10 protein-coding genes are annotated in these 12,822 nt (G+C 74.4%); 9 read left to right on the top strand and 1 reads right to left on the bottom strand.

Annotated features, from left to right (window positions below):
- Nucleotides 1-28: 28 nt before the first annotated feature.
- Entirely contained in the window at nucleotides 29-364 is a 336-nt protein-coding gene (locus IG69_RS0104320) for an MGMT family protein (protein ID WP_036829050.1), read from the top strand.
- A 71-nt stretch (nucleotides 365-435) separates the two neighbouring features.
- Nucleotides 436-1,707: a PQQ-dependent sugar dehydrogenase gene (locus IG69_RS0104315; protein ID WP_084696576.1), complete on the top strand. Its 1,272-nt coding sequence runs from the start codon at nucleotides 436-438 to the stop codon at nucleotides 1,705-1,707.
- A gap of 180 nt (nucleotides 1,708-1,887) precedes the next feature.
- Here IG69_RS0104315 and IG69_RS0104310 read toward each other — a convergent pair whose 3' ends face one another.
- Nucleotides 1,888-2,505 (bottom strand): hypothetical protein, encoded by a 618-nt coding sequence (locus IG69_RS0104310; protein ID WP_030526946.1) that lies wholly within the window; start codon nucleotides 2,503-2,505, stop codon nucleotides 1,888-1,890.
- Between the two features lie 96 nt (nucleotides 2,506-2,601).
- Between IG69_RS0104310 and IG69_RS0104305 the strand changes: the two genes are divergently transcribed.
- The 7 genes from IG69_RS0104305 (at nucleotide 2,602) to pntB (ending at nucleotide 12,815) form a co-directional block, all read left to right on the top strand.
- A complete protein-coding gene (locus IG69_RS0104305; RefSeq protein ID WP_051750219.1) occupies nucleotides 2,602-3,936 on the top strand; it encodes an MFS transporter in 1,335 nt (444 codons plus the stop codon).
- Nucleotides 3,933-5,378, top strand: coding sequence for a pyridoxal phosphate-dependent decarboxylase family protein (locus tag IG69_RS0104300; RefSeq protein WP_036829048.1), 1,446 nt, complete (start codon nucleotides 3,933-3,935; stop codon nucleotides 5,376-5,378). The genes IG69_RS0104305 and IG69_RS0104300 overlap by 4 nt, the downstream gene beginning before the upstream one ends.
- Nucleotides 5,379-5,398: 20 nt before the next feature.
- Complete coding sequence (locus tag IG69_RS0104295) at nucleotides 5,399-5,617, top strand: hypothetical protein (protein WP_030526943.1); 219 nt, start codon at nucleotides 5,399-5,401, stop codon at nucleotides 5,615-5,617.
- A 246-nt stretch (nucleotides 5,618-5,863) separates the two neighbouring features.
- Nucleotides 5,864-7,492 (top strand): AMP-binding protein, encoded by a 1,629-nt coding sequence (locus IG69_RS0104290; RefSeq protein ID WP_030526942.1) that lies wholly within the window; start codon nucleotides 5,864-5,866, stop codon nucleotides 7,490-7,492.
- 192 nt (nucleotides 7,493-7,684) lie between these two features.
- Complete coding sequence (locus IG69_RS0104285; RefSeq protein ID WP_030526941.1) at nucleotides 7,685-9,682, top strand: sunset domain-containing protein; 1,998 nt, start codon at nucleotides 7,685-7,687, stop codon at nucleotides 9,680-9,682.
- 182 nt (nucleotides 9,683-9,864) lie between these two features.
- Nucleotides 9,865-11,415: a Re/Si-specific NAD(P)(+) transhydrogenase subunit alpha gene (locus tag IG69_RS0104280; protein ID WP_030526940.1), complete on the top strand. Its 1,551-nt coding sequence runs from the start codon at nucleotides 9,865-9,867 to the stop codon at nucleotides 11,413-11,415.
- Nucleotides 11,412-12,815, top strand: coding sequence for a Re/Si-specific NAD(P)(+) transhydrogenase subunit beta (gene pntB / locus IG69_RS0104275; RefSeq protein ID WP_030526939.1), 1,404 nt, complete (start codon nucleotides 11,412-11,414; stop codon nucleotides 12,813-12,815). Before IG69_RS0104280 ends, pntB begins: the two co-directional genes overlap by 4 nt.
- Nucleotides 12,816-12,822 lie beyond the last annotated feature (7 nt).

The raw sequence follows: 12,822 nt of genomic DNA, 5'->3' as shown, positions 1-12,822 counted from the left end.
GAGGCACGCCTCGGGCAGACTCCTGCGCGTGGACGACGTGCTCGTGGAGCGGGTGCTGCGCGCGGTGGAGCAGGTGCCGCGCGGGTGCGTCGTGTCGTACGGCGACCTCGCGGCGCTCGTCGGTATCGGCCCGCGCCAGGTCGGCTCGATCATGAAGGCGTACGGCGGCAACGTCACGTGGTGGCGGGTCACGAACAGCTACGGCGACCTGCCGGCGCCCCTGCTCGAGCGCGCCCGCGAGACCTGGGCGCAGGAGGGCATCCTCCTCAAGCGCAACGGGCTCGGCTGCGACATCCGTCGGTACCGCGCCGACCTCGATGCGCTCGCCGCCTCCTACGAGCGGGCCGTCACCGACCTCCCCTGACCGACGGCCGCGACCTGTCGAACGCCGGTCCGGGCCGGGGCACGGTCGCCGGCGGGATGTGAGACTGGGGCATGGGACCCCGTCGCTCGACCGCCGTCCGCCGCACCGGGGCCCTCGCCGCCTGTCTCGGCCTCGTCGCCGTCGGCGGCTGCTCGTCGGGCGACGACGACGGCTTCGGCGAGGTGCCCGCCCGCCCGAGCACGTCGGCGTCCGGCAGCGCGAGCGCGCCGGCCTCCTCGAGCCCGGCGCCGCGCAGCGCGCAGGAGCCCGAGCTCGACGTCGAGGAGGTCGCCGGCGGGCTCGAGCACGGCTGGGACATCGGCTTCCTCCCGGACGGCACGGCGCTGGTCACCGAGCGCCCTGGGCGGATCTCGCTCGTGTCGGGCCTGCGCGAGGGCGCGTCGGTCACGCGGGTGCGCGCCGACCTCGACGACGTCTACGTCAACAGCGAGGGGGGCCTGCTCGGGATGGTCGTGCACGCCGACTTCGCGCAGACCCGCCGGTTCACGACCTGCCAGACCCACCAGGAGGGTGGCGCGCCGACGGACATCCGCCTCGTCACGTGGCGGCTGGCGGCCGACGGACGCTCTGCCGAGCGGGAGAAGACGCTGCTCGACGGGCTGCCGATCTCGACCGGCCGCCACTCGGGCTGTCGTCCCGAGCTCGACGCCGACGGTGCGCTCGTCGTCGGCACGGGCGACACGGCCGTCGGCAGCATCCCGCAGGACCTCACGAGCCTCGGCGGCAAGACGATCCGGCTCGACCTGGAGACCGGAAAACCGATGGAGGACAACCCGTTCCCGTTCGCGGAGGACCCGATGCAGCGGTACGTCACGAGCTGGGGGCACCGCAACATCCAGGGCGTGGCGCTGCAGCCGGGGACCGGTCGCATCTTCACCGCCGAGCACGGCCCGTCGAACAACGACGAGGTCAACCTCGTCGAGCCGGGGAAGAACTACGGCTGGGACCCGGCCCAGGGCGGCACCGTCGGCGGCTACGACGAGAGCGTGCCGATGACCGACACGGAGCGCTACCCCGACGCCGTGCCGGCGGTGTGGCAGAGCGGTCGCACGACGCAGGCGGTCTGTGCGGCCGAGTTCCTCGAGGGCGAGCAGTGGGGGGCCTGGGACGGCGCCCTCGTCGTCACCGCGCTCAAGGGCGCCAAGCTGCTCGTCCTCAGCCTCGATGGCGACGGCTCCGTGACCGACGTGGCCATCCCGGAGGCGACGAACGGCCCCTACGGCCGCCTGCGGGCGGCACGCCTCGGCCCGGACGGCGCGCTCTACGTGACGACGACGAACGGCGACGACGACAAGCTGCTGCGCATCACCCCGCGCACCTGACCCCCACCCCGCCCCTGACCCCGCCCGCCCCTGACCCCGCCCGCCTCACGCGTATCGGGTGACCCGATATCGCTGCGCCTCACCCGACAAGCGTTCTCGGGTGAGGCGCGGTCGTATCGGGTGACCCGATACGCGAGTGACGCGGGGGGCGCGCACGAGGCGGGGGGCCACCGACGACCGTCAGGTGACGTCGACGATGGTCGTCGTGACCTCGGTGACCGACGGCCGGCGCGGGGTGGAGGAGAACCCGAACCGGCACGGTGGGTCGACGGGGGCCAGTGCGCCGAGGTCGGCGCCGTCGAAGCGACCCGACATCGCCGTCACGGCGTGGACGTCGGTCGCGCCGTAGTACTCACGACGTCCGGCGCGGGCGACGCCCCGGGTCCGCACCCCCCGCAGGACGGCGCGGGCGACGGGGTCGGCCAGCGTCGCGAAGGCGGGGCTCGTCGCGAGCACGGCTGGCACGAGGCCGAGGAGGGCGCCGAGCGGGGTCCGGCCCCCGAGGTCGGCGGTCAGCGTCAGCGACGGTGACGCGACGTCGAGGCGCACCGGCCGGTCGCCGGTGAGGCCGACCGCCACCGGCTCGAGCCGGACCTCGTCGAAGGTGTAGGTCGTCGCGACGAGGTCGACGACCTGCTGCGTCGGGGCCAGCAGCACCCGGTGCCCTGCGGCGGTCTCGACCATGACGTCGGCGAAGGCGCCGAAGGGCGACTCGAGCCACCACCCGACGACGACCCGCACCCCGGAGGTGGAGCCCACGCCCGTGATGCGTCCGCCGAACCTGCGCCTCGTGCCCACCGCCCCATCATCGCCTCCCGCAGCGGTGGCGCCGCGGGCGACCCGTCCTGCGTCGGGCCCCTCCCGCCGGGCGATGCGGCCCACTAGGGTCCGGCCATGGGCGAGCGCGGGGTGGCGACCGAGTCCGCCCGCCTGCCCGCGTCCGTCCGCCGCGGCTACGGCCTCGGCTCGGTCGCGACCGGGTCGTTCGGGACGGTGCCCGGGCTGCTGCTCCTGCCGTACCTGACCGACCGGCTCGGGGTCGGTGCGGGCCTCGCCGGCCTCGTCGTGCTCCTGCCCAAGGCCTGGGACGTCGTGCTCAACCCCGTGGCCGGGCGGGTCAGCGACCGCTCGACGCACCCTGCGGGGCGGCGCCGGCCGTTCCTCCTGCGGGCAGGCCTGACGCTGGCGGTCGCGTTCGTGCTCCTCTTCGCCGGTCCGACGAGCCCGACCGCCCTCGCGGCGACGTGGGTCGTCGTGGCCTTCCTCGCCTGCGCGAGCGCCTACGCCTTCTTCCAGGTGCCGTACGTCGCGATGCCGGCCGAGCTGACCGACGACTACGACGAGCGCACGCGCCTCATGACGTGGCGCGTCGCGGTGCTCGCGCTCGCCATCCTCGTCAGCGGCGGGCTGGCGCCAGTCGTCCGCGACGCCGTCGGCCCCGAGCAGGGGTACCGCGCGGTCGGGCTCTTCGTCGGCGCGCTGATCCTCGTCGGCACCCTCGGCGCCTGGTGGGGGACGCGGGACGCGCCGGTGCGCCGCGCCGCGACCGCCGGCGGGAGCCTGCGCGACCAGCTGCGCGTCGTGTCGGCGTCGCGCGAGTTCCGCACCCTGCTGGCGGTGTTCGTGCTCCAGGCGCTCGCGACCGGCGCGATGCTCGCCGGCGTCGACTACGTGGCCCGGGTGCAGCTCGGCCGGCCCGGGGCGTCGGCCGTGCTCTTCGTCTGCTTCGTGGGGCCGGCGCTCCTCGTCACCCCGCTGTGGCAGCGGGTCGGCGAGCGCCGCGGGAAGCGCACCGGCTACGTCTGGGGGTCGGCGCTGCTGGGCGTCGGTGCGCTCGCCACGCTGTTCGCCCTGCCGCTGGGGACCGCCGCGACGGCCGTCACCGTCGGCGTCGTCGGGGTGGGCTACGCCGCCTGCCAGATGTTCCCGCTCGCGATGCTCCCCGACGTCGCGGCGGCCGACACCGCCCGCACCGGCGAGGACCGCGCCGGGACGTACACCGGCGTCTGGACCGCCGGGGAGACGCTGGGCCTCGCCGTCGGCCCGTTCCTCTACGCGCTCGTGCTCACCGTCGGCGGCTACGTCTCGTCGACCGACGCCGCTGCCGCGCAACCGGACTCGGCCCGCACCGCCATCGCCCTCGGCTTCACCGTCGTCCCGGCGGTGCTCGTCGCGGTCTCGGTCGTCGTGCTGCGCCGCTACCGGCTCGACCCGAAGGAGACCGGATGACCACCTCCGCCGCCCCCACCGGACCACGCGCCGCCGAGGTCCTCGACGAGCTGCGCGCCCTGCGTGCGGCCGACCTGCCGACGCACGGCGGCCGGACCCTCGCCTACGTCTACGACTCCGGTCTCGCCGAGGCCGACGCCCTCGGCCGCGAGGCGCTGGCGATGTTCTCGTCGGCGAACGGGCTGGACCCCACCGCGTTCCCGTCGATCCAGCGGATGGAGAACGACCTCGTCGGCGGCGCCGCCGCGCTGCTGCACGCGCCGCCCGGGGCCGTCGGCGTCGTGACCTCCGGCGGGACGGAGTCGATCCTGCTCGCCGTCCTCGCCGCGCGCGAGGCCGCGCCCCACGTGGCGTCGCCGAGCATGCTCCTGCCCGCGTCGGCCCACGCCGCCTTCCGGAAGGCGGCGGAGTACCTCGGGGTGCGCGCGGTCGTCGTCGACGTCGATCCCGTCACCCTCCGGGCCGACCCCGCCGCGATGGCCGAGGCCGCGGACGGGTCGACGGTGCTCGTCGTCGCCTCCGCCCCGTCGTACGCGCACGGCGTGGTCGACCCCGTCGCGGCCCTCGCCGAGCTGGCGCTCGACCTCGGCGCCCGCTGCCACGTCGATGCGTGCATCGGCGGCTGGGTCCTGCCCCACCTCGACGACGTGCCGCCGTGGGACCTCGCCGTCGACGGCGTGACGAGCATCAGCGTCGACCTGCACAAGTACGCGTACACCCCCAAGGGGGTGTCGGTCCTGCTGCACCGCGACGCCGGGTTGCGGCGCGGGCACCTGTTCGCGTCGGCGGACTGGCCCGGCTACACGATGCTCAACACGACGACCCAGTCGACGCGCTCGGGCGGCCCGGTCGCCGCCGCGTGGGCCGTCACGCGCTTCGTCGGGGACGAGGGCTACGCGCGGCTGGCGCGCGAGACGCACCGGGCGACGCTCGAGGTGGCCCGGGCGGTCGGGGACCTCGACGGCCTGCGCGTCGTCGCCCCACCTGGGTCGACGCTGCTCGCGCTCGCGACCGACGACACCTGCGACGTCTTCACCGTGGCCGACGAGATGCTCGCGCGCGGCTGGTTCGTCCAGCCGCAGATGACCTTCCGCGACCTGCCGCCGACCCTCCACCTGACGTTCTCGGCCGCCACCGCGGCGGCCGTGCCGGAGGTCGTCGACGCGCTCCGGGCGTCGGTGGCCGCGGCGCGCGCTGCCGGGCCGGTGCGCCTCGACCCCTCCCTGGCGGGGATGCTCGAGCACCTCGACCCCGCGACGCTCGACGACGCGGGGTTCGCGGGCCTGCTCGTGGCGGCCGGGCTGGCCGGTGACGACGGCGGCGTCACCCTGCCCGCCCGGATGGCGCCGGTCAACGCGCTCCTCGACGCGAGCCCGCCGGCGCTGCGCGAGGCCCTGCTCCTCGGCGTCCTCGACCGGCTCTCGCGCCCCACCCGTCCCTGACCCACGACCGGAGGACCCCGATGACCTCGTCCCTCTCGAGCAGCTGGCGCTGCGAGCAGTGCGGCCGCATGGTGCGCGGCCCGAAGCACACGACCCAGCTGGGTCGCACCGTCTGCACCTCGTGCCAGCACGACCACGACGCGCTCGTGCTCGGATCGTGGAGCGGCGGCGGCTTCGGCGACGTCGTCGCGGTGCGCGGTGCGCGTAGCTGGATCCGTCGCGTGCTCGGCCGCGGCTGACCGCCGGGGCGTTCCGGCGGCCACGGAAAGCCCGCACGTGCGGGGTTGTCGCTGTCGGGTCGGGCCGGCGCCCACGGAAAGCCCGCACGTGCGGGGTTGTCGCTGTCGGGTCGGGTCGGTGACCACGGAAAGCCCGCACGTGCGGGGTCCTCCTCGCCCCGGGAGCGATGAGGCGGGGCTCGGTTGCCCGGCGGGCCGCGGACGTGTTGGCTGGACCCCGTTGGCACCGCCGCCGAAGGGACCCCGATGACGCTCACGCCCGACCCCGCCCTCTCGCACACGGTCGGCCTGCTCGACCCGCCCCTGCTCGAGCAGACCATCGGGGACGCGCTCGACGCCACCGTCGAGCGGTTCGGCGACCGGGAGGCGCTCGTCGACCGGGCCCAGGACGTGCGGATGACGTGGAGCGAGCTCGGCGAGGCCGTCGACCGGCTCGCCCGCGGGTTGCTCGCGAGCGGTCTCGAGAAGGGTGACCGCGTCGGCATCTGGGCCCCGAACTGCGCCGAGTGGACCCTCGTGCAGCTCGCGACGGCCAAGGTCGGGCTCGTCCTCGTCAACATCAACCCGGCCTACCGCACCCACGAGCTGACCTACGTCCTGCGGCAGGCGGGCATCCGGGTGCTCGTGACGGCGGCGTCCTTCAAGACCTCCGACTACGTCGCGATGGTCGAGACCGCCCGGCCCGAGTGCCCGGCGCTCGAGCAGGTCGTCGTCATCGGCCGCGACAGCTGGGACGCGCTGCTGGCCGGCGCCGACGATGTCAGCCCCGAGCGCCTGACGATGGCGCAGCGCGACCTCGACCCGTACGAGCCGATCAACATCCAGTACACGTCGGGGACGACCGGGTTCCCCAAGGGCGCGACCCTCTCGCACCACAACATCCTCAACAACGGCTACCTCGTCGGCGAGCTCTGCCGCTACACCGAGGCCGACCGCATCTGCATCCCCGTGCCGTTCTACCACTGCTTCGGGATGGTCATGGGCAACCTCGCGGCGCTGACCCACGGCGCCTGCATGGTCATCCCCGCACCCGGGTTCGACCCGGCGCTCACCCTGGCCGCGGTGTCCGAGGAGCGCTGCACGTCCCTCTACGGCGTCCCCACGATGTTCATCGCGGAATGGGCTCTGCCGCAGTTCGACTCCTACGACCTGTCGTCGGTCCGCACCGGCATCATGGCGGGCTCGCCGTGCCCGGCGTCGATGATGACCAAGCTCATCGAGTCGGGCATCGAGGAGATGACCATCTGCTACGGCATGACCGAGACCTCGCCCGTGTCGACGCAGAACCGCGTCGACGACACCTTCGAGCAGAAGGTCAACACCGTCGGGTCGGTGCACCCCCACCTGGAGATCAAGGTCGTCGACCCGGTCACCGGCGAGACGGTGCCCCGCGGGACGCCGGGCGAGTTCTGCACCAAGGGCTACTCGGTGATGCTCGGGTACTGGGAGGAGCCGGAGAAGACGGCCGAGGTGCTCGTCGACGGCTGGATGCACACCGGCGACATCGCCGTCATGGACGACGAGGGCTACGTGCAGATCACCGGTCGCATCAAGGACATGGTCATCCGCGGCGGCGAGAACGTGTACCCGCGCGAGATCGAGGAGTTCCTCTACACGCACCCGGACGTCCTCGACGCCCAGGTCATCGGCGTCCCCGACGAGAAGTACGGCGAGGAGCTGTGCGCCTGGGTCCGGATGCGCGACGGCGCCGAGCCGCTGACCGTCGAGGCGGTGCGGGAGTTCTGCGCCGGACGCCTCGCGCACTACAAGGTCCCGCGGTACGTCAAGGTCGTCGAGGAGTTCCCGATGACCGTGACCGGCAAGGTGCGCAAGGTCGAGATGCGCGAGCGGACGGCCGAGGAGCTCGGTCTCTGAGGGCAGCCTGACCTGCGGCGACGCGTCGAGGACGGCAGGGTGGACCGTCTTGCCGCGTCCGGCGCCGACCCCCTAGGTTCTCCTCTCGCAGGGGATGCCCGGGCGACGCCCGGCAGGTGCTGCCGGGCCCGCGCCCGGCGGTAGGTTGGTCCGACGCCGTCACCCGGCGTGCTCTCGACAGAAAGTCCCGACATGCCCTCCACCACGATCCTCCTCGTCGTCGCCGCCGTCGTGGTCGTCGGCCTGCTGGCCGCCTGGCTCCTCGCGCGCCGGGCCACGAACCGGCGCAAGGACGCCGCGCGCGCCGAGGCCGCCGAGCTCCGGGCGCAGGCCGAGGGCCTCGCCCCCGCGGTCGCCGGGCAGGAGGCGTTCGCCGCCCAGTCCGAGGAGCGGGCCGAGCTGGCCCGGGCCGAGGCCGAGCGCCTCGCCGCCGAGGCGGAGACCCGCCGGGCCGATGCGGAGGCCACCCGCACCGACTACGAGTCGCTGCTGACCCGCGCCGATGTCGTCGACCCCGACGTCGAGACGCCGCGCGAGGCCGTCGAGCCCGCCCCCGCGCAGGGTGCCGACACCGCCCCCGCGCAGGGCGCCGACGCCGCCGACACCGCCGTGGAGGCCGACCGCGCCCCGACGACCCGCGCCGAGGCCCGCCGCCTGCGCGAGGAGGCCGAGCGCTCCGCGTGGGCCGGCAGCCCCGCCGCGCCCGTGCCCGGCGCGGCCGGCGCCGCCGTCATGGGCGCCGAGCTCGCCGCCGAGGGGCCGCGCTCCGCCGGGACCTCGTCCGAGGAGGAGGCCCCGGTCGACCCGACCACCACGCAGGCGCTGCCGGCCGCCGACGAGGAGACCGTGGCCGCCGAGCCGGTCGTCGTCGACGCCATGACGGTCGAGCCGGAGCAGGAGCAGCCCGAGCCCGTGTCCTCGACGTCCGGCGCCGAGGCCGCCACCGAGGACGCTGCCGCCGACGACGCGAGCGCCCGCATCGCCACGGCCGCCGACTACCGCGACGACACCCCCGCGGACGCCGACGTGTGGACGGCCCCGGGCGCGGGTAGTGACGACGCCGTGAGCAGCGACCAGGACGAGACGTCTGCCGCCGACGACGCCCGGACCCCGTCCGGCGAGTGGGGCGGCCCCCGCGACCCCGAGGCGGCCCCGGCCGCCGCGGAGCCCACCACGCCCGCGGCCGACGCCGTGGACGTCCCCGCCGATGACCAGAGCGCCGAGTCCGACGAGAGCGTCGAGGCGCGGCCGACGGACGCCGAGCAGGTGGATGACGCCGAGCAGGTCGAGGACGCCGAGCAGGTCGGGGACGCCGAGCCGCCCGCGCCGGCCGAGCGCACCGAGGACCCGGTCGAGGAGCCCGCGCCGCGCTCCGAGGTTTCCGACCACGAGGGGCCCGAGGCCTCGCAGGCCGTCGAGGACCCCGCCGACGGCGCCTTCGCCGAGCCCGAGGAGCCGGTGCCCGGCGACGAGCACGACCCCTCGACCCAGCGCGACTGGTCCGCCGACGAGGCCGAGCTCCTCGACGAGAACCGCGAGCGCGGCGACCGGCTGGCCCAGGAACGGGCCGAGATGGACCGCGAGGCGGCCGCCGTCGGGATGGACCCGGTCGACCCCGCGTCCGCCGAGCCCGTCGAGGAGCCCGTGTCCGACGAGGCCGCGTCCGACGAGCCCGCGGCCGACGAGCCCGTCACCGGTGAGCAGCCGGTCGCGGACGCGACCGGCGCCCAGCAGGACGACGTCGAGCAGGCTGCGGACGCGTCCGCGACGGACGACGAGCCGGTCGCCGACGCGCCGGAGACGGACGTCGTCGGTGAGGTCCCGGCCGACCCCGACCCGGTGGCCGAGGCCCCGGTCGAGGAGGCGGCGAGCACCGACGAGCCGACGACGGACGAGCCGACGACCGACGAGTCGGCCCCCTCCGACGAGACGGCCACGGACGCCCCGGCCGCCCCCGCGGCCCGCCGGGTCTCCGAGTTCCACGAGATCCGCGACGGTGGCTACGGCATGGGGTCCGCAGCGGCCCTCGAGGACGGCGCCCAGCCGCTCGACCACCCGGTGCAGGCCTACCGCGACACGATGACCTACCGCCTCCCGGAGGACGACGGCTACGCCGACGCCGTCGCCGACGTCTGGTTCTACGACGCGGACGCCGCCGAGCGCAGCGGCTTCCACCGCTCCGAGGGCTGAGCCCACCCCCTCCGTCGACGCGCCGGTCCCCTCGGGGGCCGGCGCGTCGTGCGTCCACCGGCGCCGACCGGCCACGAGATCGCCGACGGCCGGCCGTGTGCCACGCGCCACACGTCGCGAATCCCCGGGCCCGACCCGCTAGGTTCGGACGGAGCCCGCCCCGGCAACGGAGAGGAAGCCCCGTGCGCATCGGAGTCCCCCGCGAGTCACGACCGGGGGAGACCCGTGTCGCCGCGACCCCGAAGACCGTCGAGCAGCTGGTCGGCCTCGGCTACACCGTCTTCGTCGAGGCCGGCGCCGGGGCGCGCGCGAGCTTCTCGGACGAGGCCTACCGCGAGGCCGGCGCCGACGTCATCGAGGGCGCGGTCTGGAACGCCGACGTCGTCCTCAAGGTCACCCCGCCGACCGACGAGGAGGTCGCGCGGCTGCGGCCGGGCACCGTGCTCGCCTGCCTGCTCGCGCCCGCGCTCGACCCCGACCTCGTGCAGCGCCTCGCCGACGCCGGGGTCACCGCGCTCGCGATGGACGCGGTGCCGCGGATCAGCCGCGCGCAGTCCCTCGACGTCCTCTCCTCGATGGCCAACATCGGCGGCTACCGCGCCGTCGTCGAGGCCGCCCACGAGTTCGGCTCCTTCTTCACCGGCCAGGTGACGGCCGCGGGCAAGGTCCCGCCGGCCAAGGTGCTCGTCGTCGGCGCCGGCGTCGCAGGGCTCGCGGCCATCGGCACCGCGAGCAGCCTCGGCGCGGTCGTGCGGGCGTTCGACGCGCGGCCGGAGGTCGCCGAGCAGGTCGAGTCGATGGGGGCGGAGTTCCTGCGCATCGACGTCGAGGACGACGGCCCGTCCGCCGACGGGTACGCGAAGCAGACGAGCGCCGACTTCGACGCCAAGGCCGCCGAGCTGTACGCCGCGCAGGCCCGGGACGTCGACATCGTCATCACGACGGCGCTCATCCCCGGGCGCCCGGCGCCGCGCCTGCTCACCGAGGAGATGGTCGCCTCGATGAAGCCGGGGTCGGTCGTCGTCGACATGGCCGCGGCCAACGGCGGCAACGTCGCCGGCACGGTCGCCGGCGAGAAGGTCGTCACCGACCACGGCGTGACCCTGCTCGGCTACACCGACCTGCCGGGGCGGCTGCCGACGCAGGCCAGCCAGCTGTACGGCACCAACCTCGTCAACCTCATGAAGCTGCTGACGCCGCAGAAGGACGGTGAGGTCCACCTCGACCTCGACGACGTCGTCCAGCGCGGCATGACCGTCGCGAAGGACGGCGAGGTGATGTGGCCGCCTCCCCCGGTGCAGGTCTCGGCCGCGCCGACGCCGGGCACCGACGTCGTCACCGTCGACACGACGGCCAAGCCCGCGAAGCAGCCGATGAGCGGGACGACGAAGCTCGCCCTCGCCGGGGTCGGCGCCGCGCTCTTCCTGCTCGTGTCGGCCTATGCCCCACCGCCGTTCCTCGGGCACTTCATGGTCTTCATGCTCGCGGTCGTCATCGGCTTCTACGTCATCGGCAACGTGCACCACGCGCTGCACACGCCCTTGATGTCGGTGACCAACGCGATCAGCGGCATCATCGTCGTCGGGGCGCTGCTCCAGGTGGGGCGGGACAGCGTGGCGGTGACGGTGCTCGCGTTCGTCGGCATCCTCGTCGCGAGCATCAACGTCTTCGGTGGCTTCCGGGTGACCGCGCGAATGCTCGAGATGTTCAAGCGCGAGGAGCCCGTCCGATGAGCTCGACCCTCACGCAGGGCGCGTACATCGTCGCGGGACTGCTCTTCATCCTCGCCCTCGCCGGGCTGTCGCGGCACGAGTCCGCGCGCCGCGGCAACCGCTTCGGCATCGCCGGGATGGTCGTCGCGCTCACCGCGACGGTACTCGCGGCGACCGCCGGCACGGGCGGCTCCGGCTGGCTCGGCCTGCTGCTCATCGTCGTCGCCATGGGCATCGGCGCGGCGATCGGCCTCGACCGCGCCCGCAAGGTCGAGATGACCGGGATGCCCGAGCTCATCGCGATGCTGCACAGCTTCGTCGGGCTCGCGGCCGTCCTCGTCGGCTGGAACTCCTCCTACGAGATCACGGCGTACCCGACGATCCACGACGTCGAGGTGTTCGTCGGCGTCTTCATCGGCGCGGTGACCTTCACCGGCTCGATCGTCGCGTTCCTCAAGCTCTCCGCGCGCATCCCGTCCAAGCCGCTGATGCTGCCGTTCCGCAACTGGCTCAACGTCGGTGCGCTGGTCCTGTTCGTCGTGCTGACGGTGGTCTACGCCGCGGTGCCCGAGCACGCGGTGTTCGTGCGGCACCTGCTGCTCGGGTTCGTGACCCTGCTCGCGCTCGCGCTGGGCTGGCACCTCGTCGCGTCGATCGGCGGCGGTGACATGCCGGTCGTCGTCTCGATGCTCAACAGCTACTCGGGGTGGGCGGCGGCCGCGGCCGGCTTCCTCCTCGGCAACGACCTGCTCATCATCACCGGCGCGCTCGTCGGCTCCTCGGGTGCGTACCTGTCGTACATCATGTGCCGGGCGATGAACCGCTCGTTCATCTCGGTCATCGCCGGCGGCTTCGGGGTCGAGGGCGGCACCGTCGCGGCGGGCGACGTCGACTACGGCGAGCACCGCGAGGTCACGGCCGAGGGTGCGGCCTCGCTGCTCACCTCGGCGCGCTCGGTGGTCATCACCCCGGGCTACGGGATGGCCACCGCGCAGGCGCAGCACGCCGTCGCCGAGCTGACCAAGCGGCTGCGGACCTCCGGTGTCGCCGTGCGGTTCGGCATCCACCCCGTCGCCGGGCGGCTGCCGGGGCACATGAACGTCCTGCTCGCCGAGGCCAAGGTGCCCTACGACATCGTCCTCGAGATGGACGAGGTCAACGACGACCTCGCCGAGACCGACGTCGTCCTCGTCATCGGCGCCAACGACACCGTCAACCCGGCCGCCGCCGAGGATCCCACCTCGCCGATCGCCGGCATGCCGGTGCTGCGGGTGTGGGAGGCCAAGGACGTCATCGTGTTCAAGCGGTCGATGGCCACCGGGTACGCGGGCGTGCAGAACCCGCTGTTCTTCCGCGAGAACACCCAGATGCTCTTCGGCGACGCCAAGGCCCGGGTCGAGGACATCATCGCCGCCCTCTGACCCCGGC

Source organism: Phycicoccus jejuensis (genome assembly GCF_000720925.1).
GTDB classification, from domain to species: Bacteria; Actinomycetota; Actinomycetes; order Actinomycetales; family Dermatophilaceae; genus Phycicoccus; species Phycicoccus jejuensis.
This window is presented reverse-complemented; position numbering and strand designations above follow the sequence as displayed.